The 24,408-nt window shown below is 49.2% G+C and carries 20 protein-coding genes; 9 read left to right on the top strand and 11 right to left on the bottom strand.

Annotated features, from left to right (window positions below; all coding sequences use genetic code 11):
- Nucleotides 1–123: 123 nt before the first annotated feature.
- The 3 genes from T488_RS0113430 (at nt 124) to T488_RS0113420 (ending at nt 5,598) form a co-directional block, all read left to right on the top strand.
- Nucleotides 124–4,671 carry a leucine-rich repeat protein gene (locus tag T488_RS0113430; RefSeq protein ID WP_028521246.1) on the top strand — a complete coding sequence of 1,516 codons (4,548 nt, stop codon included), beginning with the start codon at nt 124–126 and terminating at the stop codon, nt 4,669–4,671.
- A gap of 256 nt (nt 4,672–4,927) precedes the next feature.
- Entirely contained in the window at nt 4,928–5,380 is a 453-nt protein-coding gene (locus T488_RS0113425; RefSeq protein WP_028521245.1) for a DUF2975 domain-containing protein, read from the top strand.
- Nucleotides 5,381–5,391: 11 nt separating this feature from the next.
- Entirely contained in the window at nt 5,392–5,598 is a 207-nt protein-coding gene (locus tag T488_RS0113420; protein WP_028521244.1) for a helix-turn-helix domain-containing protein, read from the top strand.
- Between the two features lie 60 nt (nt 5,599–5,658).
- Here the strand turns inward: T488_RS0113420 and T488_RS0113415 are convergent, their stop codons facing one another.
- Together T488_RS0113415 and T488_RS0113410 are read right to left on the bottom strand one after the other, a co-directional pair.
- A complete protein-coding gene (locus T488_RS0113415; protein WP_028521243.1) occupies nt 5,659–6,738 on the bottom strand; it encodes a dockerin type I domain-containing protein in 1,080 nt (359 codons plus the stop codon).
- 20 nt (nt 6,739–6,758) lie between these two features.
- A complete protein-coding gene (locus T488_RS0113410) occupies nt 6,759–7,169 on the bottom strand; it encodes a VOC family protein (protein WP_028521242.1) in 411 nt (136 codons plus the stop codon).
- 205 nt (nt 7,170–7,374) lie between these two features.
- Between T488_RS0113410 and T488_RS0113405 the strand changes: the two genes are divergently transcribed.
- From T488_RS0113405 to T488_RS0113390, 4 genes are all read left to right on the top strand, one after another.
- A complete protein-coding gene (locus T488_RS0113405; protein ID WP_242838353.1) occupies nt 7,375–8,724 on the top strand; it encodes an MATE family efflux transporter in 1,350 nt (449 codons plus the stop codon).
- Between the two features lie 303 nt (nt 8,725–9,027).
- A complete protein-coding gene (locus T488_RS0113400) occupies nt 9,028–10,161 on the top strand; it encodes a leucine-rich repeat protein (RefSeq protein ID WP_028521240.1) in 1,134 nt (377 codons plus the stop codon).
- A gap of 135 nt (nt 10,162–10,296) precedes the next feature.
- Nucleotides 10,297–10,848 carry an RNA polymerase sigma factor gene (locus tag T488_RS0113395; RefSeq protein ID WP_028521239.1) on the top strand — a complete coding sequence of 184 codons (552 nt, stop codon included), beginning with the start codon at nt 10,297–10,299 and terminating at the stop codon, nt 10,846–10,848.
- Between the two features lie 13 nt (nt 10,849–10,861).
- Nucleotides 10,862–12,076: a hypothetical protein gene (locus T488_RS0113390; protein ID WP_028521238.1), complete on the top strand. Its 1,215-nt coding sequence runs from the start codon at nt 10,862–10,864 to the stop codon at nt 12,074–12,076.
- Nucleotides 12,077–12,153: 77 nt separating this feature from the next.
- On the opposite strand, the gene T488_RS0113385 is transcribed toward T488_RS0113390, so the two are convergent.
- The 9 genes from T488_RS0113385 to T488_RS0113345 form a co-directional block, all read right to left on the bottom strand.
- Complete coding sequence (locus tag T488_RS0113385) at nt 12,154–12,858, bottom strand: dockerin type I domain-containing protein (protein WP_028521237.1); 705 nt, start codon at nt 12,856–12,858, stop codon at nt 12,154–12,156.
- 169 nt (nt 12,859–13,027) lie between these two features.
- Entirely contained in the window at nt 13,028–14,404 is a 1,377-nt protein-coding gene (locus T488_RS0113380; protein WP_028521236.1) for a hypothetical protein, read from the bottom strand.
- 12 nt (nt 14,405–14,416) lie between these two features.
- Complete coding sequence (locus T488_RS0113375; RefSeq protein WP_028521235.1) at nt 14,417–14,983, bottom strand: RNA polymerase sigma factor; 567 nt, start codon at nt 14,981–14,983, stop codon at nt 14,417–14,419.
- 173 nt (nt 14,984–15,156) lie between these two features.
- On the bottom strand, nt 15,157–15,621 hold the full coding sequence (locus T488_RS0113370; RefSeq protein ID WP_028521234.1) for a flavodoxin: 465 nt from the start codon (nt 15,619–15,621) through the stop codon (nt 15,157–15,159).
- A 15-nt stretch (nt 15,622–15,636) separates the two neighbouring features.
- Complete coding sequence (locus T488_RS0113365) at nt 15,637–16,170, bottom strand: flavodoxin family protein (RefSeq protein WP_028521233.1); 534 nt, start codon at nt 16,168–16,170, stop codon at nt 15,637–15,639.
- A 177-nt stretch (nt 16,171–16,347) separates the two neighbouring features.
- Nucleotides 16,348–17,376, bottom strand: a complete 1,029-nt coding sequence (locus tag T488_RS0113360; protein WP_028521232.1) for a DNA polymerase beta superfamily protein — start codon at nt 17,374–17,376, stop codon at nt 16,348–16,350.
- 5 nt (nt 17,377–17,381) lie between these two features.
- Nucleotides 17,382–18,710, bottom strand: coding sequence for a CCA tRNA nucleotidyltransferase (locus T488_RS18070; protein ID WP_037298300.1), 1,329 nt, complete (start codon nt 18,708–18,710; stop codon nt 17,382–17,384).
- Nucleotide 18,711: 1 nt separating this feature from the next.
- On the bottom strand, nt 18,712–19,707 hold the full coding sequence (locus T488_RS0113350) for a WYL domain-containing protein (RefSeq protein WP_242838352.1): 996 nt from the start codon (nt 19,705–19,707) through the stop codon (nt 18,712–18,714).
- On the bottom strand, nt 19,685–20,959 hold the full coding sequence (locus tag T488_RS0113345; protein WP_028521230.1) for a WYL domain-containing protein: 1,275 nt from the start codon (nt 20,957–20,959) through the stop codon (nt 19,685–19,687). The genes T488_RS0113350 and T488_RS0113345 overlap by 23 nt, the downstream gene beginning before the upstream one ends.
- A gap of 146 nt (nt 20,960–21,105) precedes the next feature.
- On the opposite strand from T488_RS0113345, the gene T488_RS0113340 reads away from it, so the two are divergent.
- Together T488_RS0113340 and T488_RS0113335 are read left to right on the top strand one after the other, a co-directional pair.
- Complete coding sequence (locus T488_RS0113340; RefSeq protein ID WP_028521229.1) at nt 21,106–22,341, top strand: RtcB family protein; 1,236 nt, start codon at nt 21,106–21,108, stop codon at nt 22,339–22,341.
- 492 nt (nt 22,342–22,833) lie between these two features.
- Nucleotides 22,834–24,306: a DUF2828 family protein gene (locus T488_RS0113335; RefSeq protein WP_028521228.1), complete on the top strand. Its 1,473-nt coding sequence runs from the start codon at nt 22,834–22,836 to the stop codon at nt 24,304–24,306.
- Nucleotides 24,307–24,408 lie beyond the last annotated feature (102 nt).

The raw sequence follows: 24,408 nt of genomic DNA, 5'->3' as shown, positions 1-24,408 counted from the left end.
ACAAAACAGTTTATGTCCGTGCGCATTTTCGATATAATGTATTTAACAATCGTATTAAATTTTGTCTATAAATGAATCTGCGATTGTTGATCGATATTATCCGAAAATGAAGGGAGTGTTTATATGAAGCGATCATTTGCCGGACGTTTTACGTCAATCATGCTTAGCGCCGTTTTCTCCGTTACGACACTGACGGCTGTCATGCCGCCTTTTGTCCATGCAGAAGAGGATTACCTCTACACCGAGGACGGCTTTGCTTATGTGGTCAACGATGAGGGTACTATCACCATCAAGGGCCGCGACAAGACCCGCGAGGACGAATATGACAAGACAAAAATAGTTCTTCCGTCAAAGATAGACGGCAAGTACGTTACCGAGATCGACACAAATTACTTCGGACACAGCACATACTCCAGCAACAGCGAAGTGACAGAAATAGTTCTCCCCGACCACATCGAGAAGATAAACAACTGGGCTTTCAATGATTACAAAGCTCTCGACACCCTCATTATCCCCTCAACTCTGAAAGAGGCGGTCCGTCCTTTCACCTACTGCAAGATAAACAAGGTCATAATCGAGGACGGCATGGAGACTATCCCGACATCCCTCTTTAGCTGCACCGATTATATGGGCGAGCTGGTCATCCCCGATTCCGTTACAGCCATCGGCGATAACGCCTTTGATTCCATAACAGGTCTCAAGGAGATACACGTTCCCGACAGCGTAAAAACCATAGGCTACTGCGCTATTGCCAACGATCCCGACCTGGAAGTGCTTGACCTTCCCGACACACTTGATTTCATCGACACCTATGCCTTCTATAATAATCCAAAGCTCACATCCGTAACTATCCCCGATACATGGACATTCGGCGAAGGAAAATACGGATTTTTCAGCAGTTGCGGACTAAAGGAGATAACATTCGGTCCTAACAGGACCGAGATACCTCCCAATATCTGCCAGTACTGCGAAAGCCTTGAAACTATCAACTGGCCTGATGCTCCCGAAAAGATAATGGGCCGCGCATTCGAGGACTGTATCAGTCTCACAGACCCACAGATACCTGACAGCGTTGAGTTTATCGATGACTTTGCCTTCCAGGGCTGCAAGGGCATTACGAACCTCGATCTGCCAAAAGAACTCAAAGAGCTTTGCAGCAACAGCTTCAACGGACTCGCTTCGCTGAAATACCTTTACGTCCCCATGGAGCTCCCTTCAAAGGGATATTATGGCAATACCTCCTCTTTCCGGAACAGCGGTATCGAAAAGCTGGAATACGCCGACGGTATCACTAAGATAAATGCCATTACTGCTTCAGGACTTCCGAATCTGACCGAGGTCATAATCCCTGATTCCGTAACAGACATCGAAAACTACACTTTCAGCGATGACATATCTCTCCATAATATCGATCTTCATGAAGGTATAACGCATATCGGCGAACATTCGCCATTTTCAAACTGTGACAGTCTTAAAGAGCTGAATATCCCTTCATCTTTGAAGTTGAAAGGTTATGAGCTCTCATCTGCTCCTGTCCTTGAGACCGTATACGTTCCCGACGGTTGGACGGAGATCCCAGAAAAGGCATTCATAGGCTGTAAGCACCTGAAAAAAGTTGTTATCCCCGTAAGCGTCACTAAAATTAATACTCTGGCGTTCGGCAGTTGCTACGAACTCGAAACTATCGATGCACCGCACGAAGAATACGAGTTGGAAAACGGCGCCTTCACCTACTGCAACAACCTCTGGGACGAGAGGTTCACCATTGCAAAAAAGGGCGACCTCTTCATCACAAAATCCTCTCCCTCAAATGCGGCAGGCGACATCACCAATTATACCGTTTATTACTCAATAAACCCGCGTTTCCTCGATACCTTCGGAACAGCCAATCTGGATGTTTCCGTGCAGCCATGGAAGCACCTGGTAATTGACGAGAGCCTGCCTGACGGACTTACCGCAGGCGATGTAGGTTTCAACGTAGACCTTGGCTCGCCCACAGGCGTATTCCGTTTCAGTGTGCGCAATCCCGAGAATGAAACTGTCAAGGTCAAGGCAGAGTTTTCTGCCAAGACATACACTCCCGAGAGCTACGAATGGGACACAAAACAGCTGACACTCTCGGATACGGAATTTGAGCCCCTGACTATCAATGCTCCCGATACCGTAAGTATTAAGGACGGCAAGTCCTCATTCAGCGTCTTCGGCTATGCCACCATCGGTGAAAAGGTCACTGTCATGGTAAACGGCGAGGAGTATACCACCGTGGATTCCAATAAATACACAGGCAAGTACAGCGCTCAGATAGAGTGCGAGCCCGACGGGAATATCATTACCGTGCAGGCAGTCTGCGGCAGCAATAAGTCCGATAAGGTCCAGATAAACGCTGACGAAAACGTGCCTGTGCTCGTTGATTTCGATGTTACTCATTACACTCATGGCACCGACCACTGGACAAAGGATATGACGGATATTTTCCGTACAGGCTATTCACCCTTTGTTCCGATAAACCCGGGCAGGCCCTTTGAATTTGATGTTGAAATGGACAATGAAGATAATATTTATAAAGTACTCGTCTCCTCTGAAACAGCAGGTAAGCTGTCGTTTGTACCTCTGGAACGCAATAACGAAACAGGAAGATGGACGGGAAAAGGCTCCTTTGATACCACTATTCCGGGAGAGCTTTCAATCAGAACCATTCAGGAAAACAAATCGGATATGCTGACAGTCCGGAAGGACGACGACGGTAATATAAGCTCTATAAAGAATAAAGCCGGAAAGGAAATGCTCAAAACTGAGGAGGACGCTCCCAAGGATCCAGCCGAAAAATTCGCCGAAACCCATGATTCTACAGTAGTCGATACCGGAAACAACAATATTGCTGTGACCTTTAAAAAGAAAGCTTCGTCTTCTACTCCCGGCAATACTGATCCCGAGGACGATCCTGTAGACGATCCCGACAGCGATGAAGGTGAAATCACTGTCTTTGAAGGCAAGACGGATTCCATCGATATAGGCGGTGAAACAGTTGAACCTGAAGACATCGTAAAGACTCCAGAGGAGTTCGGTTTTGAGAAGTCCAACACGCTGGTGACAGACGAAAACGGCGATATTCACGAATACTATGCCAGAATCGCCACAATTGATGACAGAGAATTTGCAGAGAGCGTTACAAAGAGTATACCGCTTACAAATGACAGTTCTGATAAGAGAAGTGTCTATGACTTCCTGACCGATAAAGAGCTCGACAGACAAATCGAGGGCATAGTATTTGCCGACTTCAATAAGACAACGGGAATGACGGATATATCTGTAACAGCTTATTCCGGAAGCGACTATGACAGCCTTATGGACGACCTTTCAGTAGGTGCAGGAACTTCATATATACTTGAGGAATATGTCAAATCCCAGGGTCTGAAAGATGCGGCAGGCTTTGCCGGAGCAGCTATCACATCAGCTCAGGCAGGCTATGAGCTCTATAATCATTACTATTCACACAGCGATCGTGTGAACAAGATCGCCTATTCAAAGGATTCATTTGTCAAGGAACAGGGTCCGAAGCTTATGGTAACATCAGGAGCTCTGTTCGTCGGGCGCGCTGCTATTGCCGCAGTAGCCATAAAGGGAAGCTTCGCGCTTGCAGCAGCCGGTCTGGCATTCCTGCCCGGTCTTTTTGCGGGTGCGGCACTTACCTTTGGTATATGGGCTATGGGCAAGATCTATGACAAGCTTGAAAGTGAACTTGATGATGTCGTTGAGCCTGTAACACCCAAGGGAAAAGTAAATGCGGGCATCGACCCCAGCGGCTACGTTTATGCAGCTGTTCCCGAAAACCGCGTTGAGGGAGCTACAGCCACGATCTACTATAAGGACGACAGCGGCAAGGCGGTCAAATGGAATGCGGAGGACTACGATCAGATCAATCCGCAGATAACCGACTCCGAAGGCTGGTTCATGTGGGACGTTCCCGAGGGACTGTGGCAGGTAAAGATAGAAGCCGAAGGCTATGAGACATACACCACGGAATGGCTTCCCGTCCTTCCTGTACAGACTGATGTGAATATCCCCCTGAAGGGCACCTCAGCCGCAAAGATAGACAGCATAGATGCTCATACAAACGGTGTCAACATAAAAATGACTCAGTTCATCACCGACAGTACGGCTATAGCTGATAACGTCTATCTGACCGACAACAAGGGCAATACTATCCCGTGCAGGATAAGATTTTCAAAGTCTGAAACCAACGATACGGGCTTTTCCGACGTAATAACTCTCATCGCAGAGAGCGGAGATATTACGGGAGCAGAGCTCCATATCACAAAGGGTCTGCTGAGCTACAGCGGTGTGGCTTCCGAGGCTGTCAGCCGGAAGATAGGTGAGACAGACCCATCCCCCATCATCGACAACGATCCCGATATTCTGCTGGGCGACATCAACAATGACGGAAAGATCAACGCTGTTGACGCTTCCAATGTACTCTCATACTATGCAAACATTTCCACCAGTAAGGACGGCGGCTTCACCGATGCTCAGAAGAAGGCTGCCGACGTAAATAAAAACGGCGTTATCAATGCAGTCGATGCCTCTCAGATACTTTCATACTACGCATATACCTCCACAACGAAGGAAGAAGTCCTTCCTCTGGAGAAATATCTTGATCAGGCAGATCTGTGAGACTGATCCGCCGAACAGGAATTATCATCTTTATACATAATACTCTGCCGGGAAGCGATGTGCTTTCCGGCTTTTTTTGCAATGTGAGCTTAGGCAATTTTGCTAAAAACATCTCTCTTTCCTTGTACAGTCTGCCAAATTTAAAGTTTCACTTTAAATTATTATTGACACACTTTAATTTCTGCGCTATAATACAAGTGTCAGCCGACAAAAACTTTAATTTTTTAAACTCAAACTTTAAAAAGGAGATGTTTCTATGAATTATTCCATGTCTGCAAAACTTAAAAAGCGCACCTTTACCGACACCGTCATATCCTGCATTCTCTGCGCCGCTGCAATAGTTTTTTCAGCTTGCCAGATCATCAGCTTTTTCAGTACCGACGACCCTCAGCACATCAGCTATGCTGTTTACTTCTTCATCATATTCGCCGAACTCGGTCTCCTCAGTATGATACTTGTTGAGATAAGAAAAACAGGCAGACCATTTTCAGCAGGTATAATCACCAGGCTCCGTATTATGGCGATAATCCTTATGGCAGGAGGTCTTATGCCGAACCTGAGCAATGCCGAAGAAAGCGGCACTATCCTGTCAATGAATTTTGATATAAAAAACCTTATCATAGCTTTCCTTGGAGTGATAGTCGGCATAATATCCGAGATATTCGTATACGGCAGGGACCTTCAGGAAGATAACGACACGATCGCGTAAAAGGAGATACAATGGCTATAATCATCAGACTTGATAAAATAATGGCTGACAGAAAAATGTCTCTCAACGAGCTTGCCGAAAAAATAGGCATGACAAACGTAAACCTTTCCAATCTGAAAACAGGAAAAATGAAGGGCATACGCTTTGAGACCATGAACGCGATCTGTGAAGCACTGGAATGCCAGCCCGGAGATCTTTTTGAGCACATCAGGAAATAGGAAATACTTTTAAATACGGCATTGAAACAGAAAAGCTCCCTTTTTTAAGGGAGCTTTTTATCATTCATGCCGCTTTTTCATGAATTCTTCCAAAGAAATAATATCTTCCTTTGCAGTGGAAGTATAGGCATAGTAGGAAAGGATATTTGAAGCGTCCACGGCGTCGATCCTGCCATTGCTGTCAACGTCGGCAGCCGCCTTCTGCTCATCGTTGTATCCGCCCTCCTTATTGGTGGAGGTCATTGCATAATACGCAAGCACAGATGAAGCATCTACCGCATTGATAAGACCGTCACCTGTCACATCACCGGGTATGTAAACGCCAGCCGCAACAGGAGCTGTGGTAGTGATTGTAGTAGTGGTTGTTGTGGTGGTCGTCGTAGTGGTGGTAGTAGTAGTTTTTTTCTCGCCAATTATCTTGATATATCCGTTATAGATGCCCCTGGTGAAGGCATAGGTCATCTGGAGCATTCCTGCGTTGTCAGGCTTGTCTTTTATGAAGGTGTCAGCCACTATCCCGTCATCTGTATACGCCATGCCTATGGGGTACATCTCTCCCTGCTCCGCATCTTCGGGAACTATGAAGTCAATGGTGAACAAACAGCTGTTACTTAGCAGCGTATCCTCGCCATAGGCATAGAAAGCCAGCTGTCCGTCTTCGATCTTGGCTGAACCTGTTGTGAAGCCGTCCAGCCCCTTCCCTGTGGTTATCACCTCGCCCTTTGAGTTTTCCTTGACAGTAAGTCGGGTATCATAATAAATGTGGAACTTTATTTTGCCTACAGGCTCTGTTGCACCTGTAATACTGCAATATACCCTCTGGATCTTACCTGGGCCATATTCGGGCTCAAGTCCTATCTTATCAAAATAGATCATCAGTCCGCCTTCATAGTCCCTCGGATCGATCTTCGGTGTATTCCACTCATTGGGCTGCACCCAGCGTGTTCTGTCATAGGGCACCTCCATGTCGTCCTGCTTGTCAAAGGGATTATCCGATACACCGCTCTCCCCGGCAGCATGACCGCTTACTGTGAAAGCTGCATGATCTTTTGCGCTATCCATGAAATAATGGCAGACCGACAATACGATCGCAATGCCCGTCACCACCGATACAAAGCGCTTGAATATACTGTTTTTCATATCCTATCTCCTGTTCAGACTTATATATCCTTTTTATCATAGGGCTTGTCCCATGAGCCTATCTCTATGAGATTGCCTTCGGGATCGGCGATATAGCAGGTCCTCTGTCCCCAGGGCTCAAGCTCGGGCTCCAGTACAGGGACTGCACCCTTATCAACAGCCTTCCTGAAGGCGGCGTCCACCTCGTCAAAGGTATCAACATAAAGCGCGATCTCGTAATGTCCGTTCAGACCCTTGATATATTCATATCTGCGGCTCGTCATTTTCTCGAAGTCCTTTCTGCCGTACATCAGGAACAGAGTTCCGTCCTTCACAAGATAAACATTGGAGGTATCCTCAGCCTCCTTTATCTCAAAGCCAAGTACGTCCCTGTAAAAGCGTATCATTTTCCCCATATCTTCAACAAATATCCCAAAGCCGTCTAATCTCATACCAGACCTCCCGAGTTCAGTGATTTTTCTCATATTATACATCTCTGACGCCTGTTTGTCAACCTCAGAGCCCGGGGGGGCAAAGCGCTCCCCTCTTTGACAAAATCGGATCACAGGGGTATAATATATTCAGATTAATGAAAAGGCTAATGAAAGAAAGGTCCATGGAAATATGACTCAAGGCAAAAACTCCCAATACGAAAAAATGACGCTAACCCCGATACCAAGGCTTATTCTGGGGCTGTCGGTACCTGCTGTGATCTCGATGCTTGTCACCAACATCTACAATCTGGTGGACACAGCATTTGTGGGCAGGCTGGGCACCAGTGCCAGCGGTGCAGTGGGCATTGTTTTCGGATTTATGGCTATAATACAGGCATTCGGCTTCATGTTCGGACAGGGCTCCGGCAGTATCCTCTCAAGAGCTCTGGGCAACCGTGACGTAAAAAGCGCCTCTGTTCACGCAACAGCAGGCTTTCTCGGCTCATTCCTGTTCGGACTGATGATATGTATCTTCGGCTTCATCTTTCTGGACGATGTGGTGTACCTGCTGGGGAGCACCGATACTATCGCGCCCTATGCCAAGACCTACATCTCATATATCCTCATTTCGGCGCCATTTATGTGCTCATGTCTCACTATGAACAATATACTGCGCTATGAGGGCAAGGCATTTCTGGGAATGATAGGCCTGATGTCGGGAGCCGTACTGAATATGGTCGGCGATCCCATTCTTATGTTCGGACTGAAAATGGGTATCAGCGGTGCAGGTCTCTCCACTGCCCTCAGCCAGCTTGTGAGCTGGGGAATACTGCTCTGGATGTTCCTGACGGGAAAAACCGAATCAAAGCTCAGCTTCGGCAATGCACGGCTTATTAAGACCGCCATGGTACTCAATATCATGGCAACAGGTTTTCCCAGTCTGCTGAGACAGGCTCTGAACAGTATCACCACAGTACTTCTCAACAGCAGCTGCGCTGACTACGGAGATGCTGCCGTTGCCGCAATGAGCATAGTATCCAGGATAACGTTCTTCGCCTTCTCGGTAGCTCTCGGAGTGGGACAGGGATTCCAGCCGGTGTCCGCCTTCAGCTACGGCGCAAAAAGGTACTCACGGCTTCGTAAGGGCTTTAAATTCGCCTGTTTAATGTCCGAGGGCATAATCCTTGTGAGCTGCACCGTGCTCATTGTCTTTTCGGGCAGTCTCATAGGACTGTTCCGCGACGATCCCGAGGTAATAAGGATAGGCACAAGAGCTCTCCGCCTCCAGGCACTGGCAACACTGGCACTGCCGCCCTGCATGGTCGTGGAAATGCTTTACCAGAGCACGGGAAAGCGGCTGGGTGCAAGCATACTCTCCTCCCTGAGAAACGGACTGTTCTTCATTGCGGCGCTGATAATACTCCCCCGCCTGAGAGGTCTTGCAGGAATACAGGAGGCTCAGCCTTTGTCGCTGATCGTTTCCGTTCCGTTTTTTGTGATTTTTGCCTTGTTGTTCTTCCGCAGACTGCCCCGTGAAGAAGTCTCCGCGGAGGAAGGGACCGGCGAAGCATAACCCCCGGTGTAATGCCCCTGCCGTTATATGGCAGCTGCCCGGGAGCAGTTCCGTGCCCGAATGTAATTATATCGTCTGTTACTTCCCTGTAATCAGCCATTTTCTTTAACTTGTAGTATTAGCGTTCCCCTATTATACAATTATTATTAACGAAACGTCTCTTTTTTAGGATATTGTTGACTTATTCTGCAATATATGGTACAATAATATGCAGGAGCTGAAAAAAGCTCCTATTTCATCAGGTTAAGCTGTCTGCCCGACAGGCAGGCATAAAATGTATCATATTAACAGGAGGGGTTAATAATGAATTCAAAGAGAATAGCACTGAAGGCTGCTTCACTTGCAGCAGCTGCAACACTGTCAGCTGTTATGCCGATCTCTGCAATGGGAAGCACCATCGCACCTGCTGCACTGACTGCCTATGCTGCCGAGACAGCAGGAAGTCTCACTTATGAGAAGTACGACGATCACGTTGAGATCACAGGAAGCGATTACAAGGCAACATCCATCGAAATACCCGAGACTATCTCAGGTCTGCCCGTAACCGCCATCGGCGATTACGCATTCAACGGCAGCTCAATTTCAAGCATAACTATCCCCGGTTCAGTCAAGACCATCGGAAAGTATGCCTTCAGCATGAGCGCAAACCTTAAATCCGTCACCATTCCCGACAGCGTAGAGTTCATCGATCTCCGCGCATTCGATCTGTGTAAGCAGCTTTCCGAGGTAAATCTTCCCGATAAGATGATCGAGATGTCCGCAAAGGTATTCGATAACACTCCCTGGATGGACGCACAGCGCCAGAAGAGTGATCTGGTCATCATCAACGGCAACCTCATCGACGGTGCAAACGCAAAGGGCGATGTTGTGGTTCCTGACGATGTTAAGTACGTTTCCGCAGGTGCTTTTGAGAGAAACGAGGACATTACCTCCGTTGTATTTCCCTCAAGCGTAACAAAGATAAATGACAATGTATTCTTCTACTGCTCAAATCTGAGGTCAGTTGACGCAAAAGCCTGCACATTCATCGACAGCCTGGCTTTTGCATACTGCAACAAGCTCACCGATCTCAAGGTATCAGGCAAGATGACCAAGATCGACTACATGGCATTTTCCGATGTTACTTCACAGGCTACCATCACAGTTTACGGCACCCAGACTGACTGGAACCAGGCTGACAAGCCCTCTGACGACAAGTTCCTGAACAGCGCAAAGTACATCTTCGACGAGAGCTACGTAGCTCCTCCCCAGGAGATCAAGGGCGACGTTGACGCTAACGGCGAGTTCAACACTGCCGATCTGGTGCTTATGAACAAGTGGCTCGTGGGAGCTCCCGATACAGAGCTCAAGAACTGGAAGGCAGGCGACTTCATCGAGGACGAGCAGCTTGACGTTTTCGACCTTGTAATGATGAGAAAGGCTCTTATCGCAAAGTGATAACAATATCATAACTATCCGGAACAGCCGCTTTAAGCGGCTGTTTTTATGTCCGACAAAATTTTCTGTTGCACTTGCCATGTCTCCTGCGTATGTGTATAATGAAAGCAGATCTGCCGAAGAAGGAGGAGCACAATGAACGACTCAGAAATACTTGAACTGCTGCACCGGTCACCGCAAAATGGACACCGCGCCCTGTTCGATGAATATTACAGCTACGTCTGCGCAATATCTGTGAATATCCTCAGGGGCATCGGCTCCCGTGAAGATATTGAGGAATGTGTGATAGACACCTTCACCGCAGTCATAAGCAAGCTGGACGACAGCACTGTGGGCTCTGTGAAGCCTTTCGTCGGCACAGTCGCCAAGCATAAGGCGATCAGTATGCGGAGGTCTCTTATGTCAAGGTCGGGTAAGTGCGTCTCTATAGACAGCGAAGAGCTTGGTGAGCTCCGCTCTGAGGAAAGAGTGGATCAGAACGCCGAAAACTCGGAAATGACAAGGATTCTTCTCGAAAAGATAGAAGAGCTTGGCGAGCCTGACTCCGCTATAATAATACAGAAATATTTCTACGGACAAAATGCAAATGAGATAGGCAGAACGGTGGACATGAAGCCCGCAACAGTGCGTATGCGCTGTGCAAGAGCCATGAAGAAGCTCCGCAGCCTGCTCAGAGACTTCTATTAAAGGAGAGATAGTTATGAAAAAGGATACAGACAAGCTTTTCGGCAATTTAAGCGATGAGGACGCCGAGAGGATAGCCTCCCGCTATCCTGTGGGAGATAAGAAACAGCGTGACCGCATTTTCAACGAGATAGAGCGCCGTGTGGAGGGCGGACACACCTCAGAGGACATTGACGTCAGCGGCGTTGAGGCATACCGTCCAAGGATATATCTCAAGGTCATATCCGCTGCGGCAGCCTTGGTGCTCGCAGCAGGTGCGGCAGTGGGCGGAGGTTACCTGCTCCGCGGCAGAAATAATAATTTCACAGCTGAGCCCTCCTCCGATGTCATTGAGGAGACTGAGGCAACTGCCGAAACAACAGCTGCTCCCACCACAGAGGAGCAGACCACAGAGCCCGGGGTACCTACAGAGGAACAGCTCCTTGAACTGCTGAACAGCCGCTCCTATGACGATTATCAGCAGCTCAATATAGGCTACACCATGGTCAGCGAAAACGGAGTGTCAACAGAACGAGGCCTTGCCAAGAGGGATATGGTCACAGGAAACGAGTCCATGGTGAAGAAATGGAGCCATAATGCCGAATATTACAAGAACTTCAGCGATGAAGATCTCGCTGACTGGGGAATAGACCTTGACAACGTCGAGAGCATCTATACCTCAAACGAAATGTTCATGTACAAGGATCTGTATATCTGTGTATACGGAAGCAGCGACAAAAACTTTATAGATCAGTATGAGGTAACAGACCGCAAGGACAGCGTGTTCGATACGCCCAATGTTTTCGCAAGCCCCTGCAATTTCTATTCCGAGGTCGTTCTCGAGGAGATAAATACGGGCAAATATGAGATACAGGAGATAAGCGGAGGAGCCACCTTCCTCGGCAGAGACTGCACCTCAGCCCGCCTTTTCTGCCCCAGTGTGACAGAATATGAGCAAAAAATGGGACGAGGCGGAGTACGCATTTTTGACGAGGAGTATGTTGATGAGGTACAGCTGGACATTCTCGTGGATAACGAGACAGGCTTAATTCTCTGGTTCAAGGATACTCAGGGAGAATACACCGAGGAATACTCAGTGGATACTCTCCTGTTCAACGAGGACGCAGAGCTTCCCGAGGACGGCGCTTACATCAAGGAGCGTCTGTCGAGCTGTGCTCCCAACACTGAAGAGACTGCTTCTTACGACCTCAGCATACTTGACGAAACTCCCGACAGCGAAAATATAGGATAAAACATGATATAGTAAAACACCTCCGCAGCGGACAATTAAGTCCCACTCTGCGGAGGTGCGTTTTTATTTACGTAAGCTTATGCCTTTGTGCTTGCTGTGCGGTACTCCTCAAAAGAGAGCACCTTGCTGTGTGATGTGGAATTGTATGCGTAGCAGGCAAGGATGTTTGAAGCGTCAACGGAATTTACATAGCCGTCGCCGTTTACGTCAGCTGCCTTTTTCTGAGCATCTGTGAAGCCGCCTTCCTTGTTTGTGGAGGTCATAGCGTAGTATGAAAGCACCTTTGAAGCATCAACTGCGTTGACAGCATTGTCATTGTTGATGTCGCCCAGGGAGTAAGCCACGGAAATTGCTGTATCGCGGGCAAACTGTGCCAGACCGCCGTTGCCGAGGCTGAGCACATCGGGTCTTCTCTCTGAATAGGAAGCAGTGAACTTAAGCTCTGCGCCCTCATAGAAGCTGAGAACTGTAAACTCAGTGCCGCCGATATTCTCGCTGCCAAGCTTTACTGTGCCTGTAGAGGTCCTGCCCTCTGCGTCTGTGTACTTATATGAAGCGTCAGCATTTATTTCCATAGTGCCGATGTTCGCTGCGCTCATGTCAACTGTGGTGTTTCCCTTTGATACCTGATGTGTCCACTTGCCTGCGAAAGACATGATGTCAATTGTGTCAGCCTCTGCTGTTACAGAAGCAGCAGCTGTGTCTGCTGCGCAGAAAGCGTTTACGGGAGCGGCTGAAAGCATAATGCCCATAGCGGCGATAATAGTAATCATATTTTTCATAATAAATTCCTCCTGGATCATCGTTGTTTTAATCTCTAAGATCGACCTTTCATAAACAGTAATCGGAGCAAAAAAACAGTGTGTTACAAAAATCTCCCAAAAATTTCAGAAAATTTTCCGAAAAACAAAAACCACCCGTTTTCAGGGTGGTTTTCGGTGTTTATTCAGTTCAGCTGAGGGGCGAGAAGTCACCGAAGGTATACTGTCTGCCTGCACTTACCCAGTTCTTTACATTCCACTGAGCCACTGCGTCATCATGTTCTTCCTTGCTTACTTCTATTTCGTTTATATAATATTCCGCAGCATCCTCACCGACAATTCCAACATTGTTCATGGTCGTCTGGAGAGGGGTTACCTTGTGACCTTCATATTTTGCTGTTGAATAGTACTCATAGCCCTTATTTAAATTGTAACCTCCGAGAAGGTACTCTCCGGGACAATATTTTAACTCGCCGTACAGACCATAGGCTCCTATGCTGCCGTCACCTGTGAGAACAGGAACAGCATTTCCGTTCTCATAATAGTATATCCTTACTCCTGCCGCATAGAATGTGCCCAGTGATATGAGGAGCTCGGGTGTTCCGTCGCTGTCCAGATCCTGAACGTCCCATCTGGTATCCTGAGTGTATTCGGAAGAATTCATGAAGTCATTCAGTACCTGCCTGTAAGCGGTCTTCCAGCTCGACTTCACTTCCGGAACATTGGCATCGGCACTTCCCTCGCGGACCAGTCTCTCAAGACCGCCGTTGCCTATATTGAGGCGGTCGCTGCCAGCTTCGTTGTATGATGCCACAAACTTTATAGCCGAGCCGTCATAGAACGTGAGTGTCACGAACTCTGTACCGGCTATTTTCTCGACCGATCTCTCGACCCTGTCTGTGGTGACATTGCCGTTATTCTCGGTATAGGTATATGTGCCGTCGCCCCGTATCTCAACAGTGCCGATATTCTCGGCGCCCATGTCAACGGTATAGTTGCCGCTTGATGCCTGATACTTCCATCTGCCGACGAAGGGCTTCAGCTCCTCATTTTCAGCAGCTGTAACTGTATTTCCTTCACCGCCGGGGACTGCCGATGTTACTGCTGTACCGCCTGCGGTCGTTGTGGTAGTGGTCACGGTGACTGTTCCGTCCTTGCCAGATGATACAAATGTAGTTCCTGTGTTGTCACTTGCTGTGGTAGTAGCTGTTACCGCAGGTGGCAGCTCTCCGCCTCCGCCGGGCTTGCTTTCTCTTCTGAGCATGAATGTGCTTCCGATAGCGATACCCGCTATGAGTATGACCGAAGCTGCTGTGGTAAGATAAGCCAGCCATGCAGGTCTTCTGCTGCGCTCAACGCCCTGTACCTCGTCATTTTCTGTCATTTTTATAGTATTATCTCTCTCTGTTCTTTCCTGTGCCGCCATTTTGTCCCTGAACTTTTTCTCGCTCATGGCAAGTATCCTGTCAAGCTGTTCATCAGGGATCTCGGGGCACTTGTCTATAAGTCTTTCCATTGATTCGTACTCCGCATTTTCGAGAATATCGAATATTTCTTTGTCTTTCATATCTGCTCCCCCTTATCCTTGTATTCCGACTTCCACAAGCTTCGATCGCAGCTTGCTCATAGCCCTTGCACATCTCTGTCTGACAGCGCCAGCAGTCATGGAAACGCTTCTGGCTATCTCATTGGAGTCTTTATTATAATAGAATTTCTGAATAAGAATAGTTGAATCGGGCTCGCCCAGCTCATCTATCTTATCAAGGAGCACGCGGCGGAGTTCAGAACGGTCAACGCGCTCGTCAACACTGAAGTCAGAGACAATCTCTCTCATATCGTCCTCGTCGGTATCGGTGATATGTTTCTCCTTCGCACAAAGGCTCCTGAAGCTGTCTATAGCCTTTCTCTGAGCAATAGTGCCGATCAGGCTCTTGATGTCGTTTTCAGATGACAGATCAAACTGACACTTCATGAAAAGAGCAGCAAAAACATCACTGACACATTCCTCTATATCTTCTTTGGTCCCGCAGCCTCTGAGCTTGTTATAAACGATAGCATAAACATATCTGCCATACTCCCTGACAAGGGTCCTATGACAGTCGGCAGGTGATTCTTTCATCATTGCCGCCAGTTCTCTGCTTGTCATTTTCATTCCTCCTCGCGATCTATTTAATAAGGTCGGCCTTTCATAAACAACAATCGGGATAAACTTGTCAGCTGTTACATATCTGACGTAAATTTTTATTTCCATTACCAGCAATGCCCCGAAGCGGAGAGATAAACGCTTCGGGGCTGATATTGTTTATAAGATCAGTGAGCTCAGTCCATAGCGGCAAGGAGCTCTATATCCTTTGCTGAGGGATTTACCTTTCCCTCCACTATCTGTGCATTGGGAGCGCTGAGGCTCAGGTTCTGTACTGCCTTTCCGAAGCCGCTTCCTCCCGAGGTAGCAAAGAGTATTATCTTCTTGCCCGAGAGATCATAGCTCTCCAGGAAGGAGTTTATGATAGTGGGAGCGATGTACCACCACACAGGGAAACCGATATATATGGTATCGTACGCCGCTGCATTTGCCATAGTATCTGCCAGTGCGGGACGTGAGCTGTGATCGCTCATCTCAACGCTGCTCCTGGACTGCTTGTTCTGCCAGTTCAGATCTTCCCTTGTGTAGGGGACCGCAGGCTTTATCTCGTAGAGATCGGCTCCTGCTGCCTTTGCCAGTTTCTCAGCCAGAGCTGCTGTATTTCCGCTTGCTGAAAAATATGCTACTAATTTCTTACTCATGATATTACCTCCATTTTATAATGATCTACCTAATTTATATGCCATTTCAGGGTACTTCCCTGCTCTTGTCATTGAGGGAGTCCCGCAGCCATAGCCCAGTACCATGCCCATATCCTCGAAATTAATATAGCGCACAAGGGTTTTATAGTGGGCTTCAAGTGCTTCAAAGGTCCAGTCCTGTGAATTCCACGCCACAGTCAGCAGTGCCGATTTGAGATGCCTGCGGTTGAGGCTGCTGTTATATGCACAGAACCTGTCAACCACGGTCTTCAGCTGCGCCGACATACCATAATAGTAAAGGGGCGTGGCAAAGACCACCATATCGCAGGAGAGCAGCTTTCTTCGGATGATCTCATTGTCATCATGCTGAACGCAGTCCCCCTCATATCCGCAGGCTACGCAGCCTGTACATGGGGCGATGTTCAGCGTACAGACGTCTATGATCTCCACCGAATGTCCGCCTTCCTCTGCGCCCTTTGCGAAGCTTTCTGCAAGTATCCTCGTGGAGCCGTCGGTATTTGGGCTCGCCATAAGTACAACTATTTTCATACCGCACCTCTTTCCGTTCTGACACCGTGTCACTATTGATATTATAGCATTATTCTGACACTGTGTCAATATATTTGCGGCAAAAATTATATTTTCGGCAAATCGCACTGTCAGCGCTCCTCCGCTTAGTGATAACTGCACAAATCAAAGAAGCATTTTCCCGTCCGTAAGGGGGTATCATATATCTTCCTTTACTGCTCTTCCGTTTGCATAGATGGTAAACTCTCTTATAGCCTCATAGTCGGGCAGCTCGGGGAGGTCGGTGTTATCCTTTGCGTAGCCGAGACGCTTTTTGTAGTCCTCCACAAGCTCAAAGAACTCATCGGTAGGCTGTCTGTTTCCGTCCAGAAAAGCGCCGTTCCTTATACTCATGAGCAGATCGTGTTCAGCCTCTCTGTAGGTGATTATCTCGCCCTTTTCAAGAATATCTATGCACATGATATACAGCCTTATGAGGTGCATCATGTGCTTGCCCAGCTTGTTGTGGCTTATGGCGTTCTGGTTGCGCTTGCCCACCTTCGCATAGTCCCGGACTATATCCGACATCCGGTTCCACATATCCTTATAGTCGCGGAGGGGATAGTGCTTCAGGCTTATATCCATGAATATCTCCGTATCAAGGCTGTCATTCACCGCCTTGTCGATGTACAGCTTCACAGCGTCCTCCGGGTACTGAAAGTACATCTCGCGGAAGCTCTCGGAAGCCATTTTTATGCTGCTGAGTATATGCTGCTCCTGTATGGACTGGTCCGCAAGACGGGCAGACTTGTTGTCGAGCCGTCTGAACTGCGCTGTGGCATAGCCGCTGAAGGAGTTTACCGCCTTTCTTGACAGGAACATCTTCCGGTTGTCAAGCAGCTCCCTTCCTATATCCGAGAGATAGAGGTAATGGTCGGGTCTGAGCCCCAGTATCTCAATGGTATTGGGGTTACAGTCCGTCAGCAGCTGTATCAGCTTCGTGAAGGAAAACACTGTGGTATCGGTGGGAATATCCATGACCTGTTCAAAGTTCTCGCCGCAGAGTATCTCCTCCCTGCTGCTCAGTGCACAGCCCCTGATGTCAAGGTCTGAGGTCTCGGTCTCCGTACCGTAGGCGTGGGAGCCGCCAAGCCCGAGAAGTATTATGTTTTTGCCCAGATGTTTGTCGTTGCGCAGAAAGTCATATTCGCTCCCTGCAAGCTTTTCCTTTATTTCTTCAAGCTTCATTGCTTTCACCCCTTTATTTTAAGCACGCTTCTTGCGTAGGCAAGGCTCTGGCGGAGCTGGTTATCCTTGTCCAGACCTGCAAGCCTCAGCTTGTGTGCATAGCCGAGTATCTCCGAGAAGTGCTCCGACGGCTCAAGACCTGCCTCTATGAGGTCCCTGCCCATGAGACAGGGACGTGACATTATCTCGTTGAAGCGGTCGTATCTCTGCATGAGGAATTCCTCGGTATCATCGCATTTCGGCAGCTTCCCCAGTCCGTCGCAGACCGAAAGCTGTATAAGGTCAAAGGGCTCCACAGACCTGTCAAAGAGCCTGTTGGTCCTTTTCAGTTTTGACCTTGCCCGTGCCATTATATTGGGCTCCATGTGGAGCTCTGTCATGTTCAGAACGTATCTGATAAGTGCGCTTTCCGAGGTCAGCCTTTCCAGAAAGGTCTTAACCGGCGGCAGTCCCAGGGCTTCGTGCTCATAGGAGTGGACAGTCCCGTCCTCGTCTATTGTTGTGCTCACCGCCTTGCCGAAGTCGTGGCAGAGTGCAGAGAGCATGAATCCCAGGGGATATTTTGCAATATCACGCCTTTTGGCAGCCTCGTCCAGCACCATCATGGTGTGAGTCCAGGCATCTCCCTCAAGGTGGTATTGGCGGTTCTGGGGCACACCTATGAGTGCCTTTGCCTCTGGGAACCAGAAGCTGAGCTGCCCCATTCTGCGAAGCTGCTCAAAGAACACCGAGGGCTTTTCCGACCTGAGCAGCGCCTTTTCCGTCTCCAGCATTATGCGCTCGGAGGGCAGTCCCGAAATGTCAAGACTGCGGCAGAGACCGACTGTCTCAGCGGCTATGTCAAAGCCGAAACGTGCAGAGAACTGCGCCGCACGGAGCACTCTCAGTGGATCCGCAGCAAAGGTGCTGTCATCTATGTGACGTATAGTTCGGGACTCTATGTCCTTCATTCCGCCGAAGTGGTCTGTGATCTCTCCCGTGAGCACATTTTTCATAAGTCCGTTTACGGTGAAGTCACGGCGTCTTGCAGCTTCATAAGTCCCCATGAACGGGGCGGCGTCCTCGTCTGAGTGTCCCGACCCTGGCAATGATATATCAAGTCCAAGTCCTTTCAGACTGTAGATGCCGAAGCTTTTTCCGTATTCCTGACGGCTGCCCACCGAGTCCAGCACCTTTTCAGTCTGCTCGGCGGTGAGACCGTGTATCTCTATGTCGATGTCCTTGTTTTCCCTGCCCAGTATCCCGTCACGGACGCAGCCGCCCACGAAGTACACTGTTCCGCCAAGCTCTGCCGCTTTTTCGGCGATGAGCACTGCGGCTTCCTGATCGGTCATTTTATCCCTCCTCTCTGTATCTCTCAAGCAGCTCATACTGCTTTTTTATGCGTATTTTAGCCTGTTCACGCAGATGCTGCGGACCCGTTATCTCCACAACGGGACCAAAGCTCAGCAGCTGTATCAGCAGCTCTGTCTCGTCCTGTCGATCGTACCACAGTTCCACGGTGTATTCTCCCGTTTCCAGGTCGCGGACGGTGTGCTTCTCATAGGAAGCAAACTCCAGCATGAAGCGCTCCACGCCGTTTCTTTCGGGTTTCACCCTTATTACCGCAGGAGAGCTGCACTTGCGGCTCAGGAAATAGGACTCCATTGACACGGGAGTGCGAAAAACACGTCCCGTGTCGGCTATTTTATTTATGCGCCCGATGTTGATGATACCACTGCTTTTGACTCTGTCATTGCGCAGCAGATAGCAGTAGGCGCGGAATTTGTCGTTCTTGGGAGAGTACTCCATTTTCAGCAGTACGAACTTGCCTCCCATGCGCTTGCCGTGTCCCGAGGTGAACTCGATATAGACTATGCTCCTGCGCTTGACCGCCGTAAGAGCGGTGCGGAAAACCTCTGTGTAGCGCTGACTGAGAAAGTCGTCACAGTCCGAGAAGCGGTCGGTAAAGCCGAACTGCTCCCGCCTGTAAAGGGGCGGCACATCTGCAAGCTTTTTTTCAAGGGCAGTAAGTGTGTCCTCGTCCATGAAAAGCCTTATCCTGGGGTCCGAAAGCTTTGCCCTCAGCCACATCTTTTGCAGCCTTGTCAGCACCTTCACGGGTGCATTTTTTGTTATCCGCTCCAGACTGTTGTCGGACAGGCGGCGGAAAAGCCCCCAGCTTTCCTCACCGGGCAGCAGCTTCTGGGGCAGGAACAGCACCGAATCCCGGAAGCCCTCGCGCTGAACTGTTTCACGGACAGTCTTTTCGTCGGTAACCTGTTTTTCCAGCAGCTTTGCCGCGATACGGAAATATGTGCCGTATATCTCACTGAATATGTTCATCATCATCACCGCCGTACATTCTGTTCATTCTTGAAATATCATCGTAAAAGCGCTGTCTGACACTGTCTGCGCCGCCCTCTATGCGGACTATCCGCCCGATGAAGGTCTTGGCCCAGTGCATGAGCTCGTTGGGGTCAAAGACATCAGCGGTGAGAGTATAGAGGTGTTCGCCTTCCTTTTCAAGAGTGCAGCACCGCTTTTCGCGCTGAAGGCGTTCGATTATATATGGCTCCTTCTCCTCGTCGGCGAAGAAGGTTATCTTCATGGGAGTGACCGTGCCCGTCTCGCGGCGCATACCGAAGGAAACGCCGAAGCAGCGCCCCATATTGCGGTCGAACTTTGCCTTCAGAGAGTCATAGTTCTCGCATATATCCCCCTTCTTCACAGTCTTCATGTAGTCCAGACGGAATGCGGCGAACCTTTTCAGACTGCGGATATATCCTGCCAGATAGCGTCTTCCCGTCTGCACCGAGATAAGTATCCTCATGGGCACCACCTGATTTTCGGTGCCGAGGTCATCGCCAGCCTTGCGCCTTTTCGCCGAAAAGGTGCGGAAGGAGATATACCGCTTCTCGTTCATGGCAGTGAGTATCTCGGGCACCAGCACGTCCTCAAGGGTGTGCATCATATAATTGTGCTTGATAAAAAAGTGTTCGTTTTTCAGTCCCAGCATTTTCAGTATGCTGTTGCCGATTATGCCGAAGTGCTGGGTCTCGGAGAAGAACATCAGAGCGTCAGAGAGCCCTCTGAACTCATTTATATAGTCATCAGCCCTGTCCTGTGAAAGTGAGTAGTAAAGGGTCTTGCCCTGCTTTTCGGAGACGATTATGCCCTCATCGGTGTATTCCTTCAGCTTGTTGCGGACGGTCTGCTCATCAAAAAGCTGTCCGTATTCTGTGTTGAGAATGTCCGTTATCTCCCTGAGAGTGAGGCTGCTGCCGTCAGCGAGAATATCTGTGATAAGGAAGTGGAGACGTATATCGTTATCCGTGAAGCTCTTGGAGTAATAGGCACTGTACAGCGGATTTTCGGGGATATGACCGCTGTCCACGGATATTGACACGCTTCTGCCGCGTACCGAATCGTCATAGCGCATACAATCTCCCATCCAGCTCTCGACGCGGCGCTTCTCGTCACCGTAGGTGCGAACGCTCTTGCGGTCAAAATCGCTGCGTACCTTGCAGCCGTATATGAAAAAGTCCCGAACATAGTCACGGGTCTTGTCGAAATTTTTGATAAGCTCGGAAAATCCTGCCATTGCTTTCAACTCCTCTCTACATTTATATATTAACAGAAAAAACTTCCCTTTGCAATATGAAAAAGAGTGTGTGCAGAAAATTTTATATGATTATTTCTGTTCCCTGTGTTATACTGGAGTCAAGCTAAAGGAAAGAAGTGAAGAAAATGTTCGTACATTACAAGAAGAATTCAGAAATGCTCCCCATAAAGATATGGCAGACCAACGCCGAGGCAGTCGGCGAGAAGTGTATCGAACAGGCGGAGCACCTTGCGAAGCTTCCCTTCGCACATAAGTGGATAGCACTTATGCCCGACACCCACGCAGGAAAGGGAATGCCCATAGGCGGCGTCATAGCCTGCGAGAATGTGGTTATCCCCAATGCGGTGGGAGTTGACATCGGCTGCGGAATGGCATACGTCCAGACCGATATACCCGTGTCGCTGCTCCGTGAGACAATGACAGGCAGCGGTAACCTTGTGCAGACAATATGCGGCGATGTTCTGAGAAATATCCCCACAGGCTTTGCACACTACAAGACAGCTCAGCACTCGGAGGTGCTGGACCGCGCCAAGGCTGAGATGAGCCGCTTTGAAGCTGATAAGGAGCTTATCCCCCAGATAGAGGAGGGTTACTTTCAGGCAGGCACCCTGGGCGGCGGAAACCACTTCATCGAGATACAGCAGGACGACGATGGAATGTGCGGTATCATGCTCCACTCGGGAAGCCGTCACTTCGGAAATATCGTTGGACAGTACTTCAATAAGATAGCCCATGAGCTCAACGACAGATGGTTCTCAAAGGTGCCGTCGGAATGGAACCTGCCGTTCCTGCCCGTTGATACCGACGAGGGACAGCGCTATCTGGCATGGATGCAGCTGTGCATGGACTTCGCCTATGAAAACCGCGCAATAATGCTCTCAAAGGTCAAGGACATATTCGCAAAGCACATAACCAAGCATACAGGCATCGTTCCTGAGTTTTCGGGGGAGATTAACTGCCACCACAACTATGCCGCTCTGGAAAACCACTTCGGCAGGAATGTGTGGGTACACAGAAAGGGTGCAATACGCGCCCGTGAGGGAGATATGGGCATTATCCCCGGTGCTATGGGCTCATACAGCTACATAGTCCGCGGAAAGGGCAACCCCGACAGCTTCATGTCCTCGTCCCACGGCGCAGGCAGAGCTTACTCACGAACAGCTGCACTGGACAAGTTCTCGGTGGAGTCCGTAATGGTGGACTTAAAGGCGCAGGACGTAGTTCTCGCCAAGAACAACAAGTCCGATGTGGCTGAGGAATCACGTTTCGCATACAAGGACATCGGCGATGTCATGGCAAACCAGACCGACCTTACCGAGGCAGTCAAGAGACTGTTCACGGTAGGCGTCATCAAGGGCTGATAAAAGCGGCGGAAGCTCCCCTCCTGCCGCAGTAAAAAAGGATATAAAGGCACTTACAGCAGACGAATGACTATACTGTTAACATAGGATCATATTAAAGTGCCTTGCAAAGACGCATACAGCAGTTTTTATTTTCATCTGTCAATGAAAAAGAATGCGTCTTGTTTTCAGCCGTCCACGGCTCTCACAGCAATAGATTAAGGGACACAGAGAGCTTTCCTTCGGGTCAAAGCACTGTGCGTAAAAGACGAGCCGTGACGGGCGGCGAATGATCTATTTTACACTAAGTCAGCAACAGCACGAAAAATTGGCAAATGCAGGTTCAAATCCTGCCCTGCGGAAACGTATGGTATAAAAATGCTGACTTGAAAACTACCGTTACATTTCGATCACCGTAAGCGAAAGCAGACTTTGATTTTTACAAGAAGTGAGCGAGCTTGCGGGCGTCAACGTGGAAGCCCGCGGGGGCTCCCCGCTGAAAGGAGAATAACTATGCTGAATTTTCTGAAGAAGGAAGCAAATAACACATATACCGAGAACGGCGCTATGGCTTACCGTTCAACAGAGTCCTTCTGCCTGGATATGTTCTTCAAGGCAGGCGCCATGAGAAGTGCCTCCGCGGAGGAGATAGCCGCACTGGTTAACCGTGCTTACGCAGAAGACCCCGTGAAGACCATGAAGATAGTTTTCTTCGCCCGTGACGCAAGAGGCGGTCTGGGCGAGAGACGCTTCTTCCGTACAGCAGTCTCTGCACTGGTAAATACAGCTCCCGAGGCTGTAAGAAGGAATGTACACCTGTTTGCCGAGTACGGCAGATTTGACGACCTGTGCGTACTGCTGGGAACTCCTCTGGAGCCTGAGGCTGTAAACGTCATAAGAACACAGCTCAATGCGGATATAGCTGCAATGAACCGAAAGGGACAGGCTTCCCTGCTGGCAAAGTGGCTGCCCTCCGTGAACACCTCCTCAAAGGAGACAAGGAACAAGGGCAGACGCCTGGCAGCACTGCTGGGTATGTCCGAGGCGGAGTACAGAAAGACACTGTCCGCTCTGAGAAGATACACCGACATCATCGAGAACCGTATCCGCGAGAGAGACTACACCTTCGACTATGAGGTACAGCCCTCCTGCGCAATGTTCAAGTACAGAGATGCGTTCATACGCAATGACAATGAGCGCTACACCACCTTCCTGAACAAGGTACACAGCGGCGAGGCAAGACTCAACGCCGACAGACTGTACCCCTATGACATCATAAGAGCGGCTCTGACAGGAAAGAATTCCGAGGCAGACAGAATGTCTCTGGACGCTGCGTGGAAGTCACTGCCCGACCTGACTGCGTCAAGACGTGAGAACGCCATAGCAGTAGTTGACGGCTCAGGCTCCATGACCTGCAACTGCGGAGGCATACGCCCCATAGATGCAGCGCTGTCTCTGGGAATATACTTCGCAGAGCACAACACAGGCGCATTCGCCAACCACTTCATAACCTTCTCCGAGACACCTCAGCTGGTGGAGATAAAGGGCAGGGACATCGTCGCAAAGGCGAATTACTGCCGCACCTTCAACGAGATAGCCAATACAGACCTGGAGGCAGTTTTCAAACTGATACTGAAGACGGCTATAAAGAACCGTGTTCCTCAGTCAGAGCTGCCCACAAAGATATACATAATATCCGATATGCAGTTCGACTACTGCGTAACAGGCGGAAACAACGAGGTGCTGTTCCGTGCCGTAAGAAAGCTCTACCGTCAGTACGGCTATGTGCTGCCTGAGGTGGTGTTCTGGAACGTGAGCGGACACTGCGGCAATATGCCTGTGACACGCTCCGAAACAGGAGCGGCGCTGGTATCGGGCTACTCACCCTCTGTATTCGACATGGTCATAGGCGGAGAGATCTCCCCCGAGGCTGTGATGGACAGGGTGATAAACTCAAAGAGATACGCAGCTGTAACTGCGGCATAAATAGTGTAATACGGACAGTCCTTCGCTCCGATGGAGCAGAGGTGCAGCTAAAAAAGCCCCGAGGCAATGTAAAACGCTTCGGGGCATAACTTTTGTATACGC

It is taken from the genome of Ruminococcus flavefaciens ND2009, from assembly GCF_000621785.1.
GTDB classification, from domain to species: domain Bacteria; phylum Bacillota; class Clostridia; order Oscillospirales; family Ruminococcaceae; genus Ruminococcus; species Ruminococcus flavefaciens_C.
The sequence above is the reverse complement of the archived record's forward strand: the minus strand, read 5'-3'. Positions and strand labels throughout refer to the sequence as shown.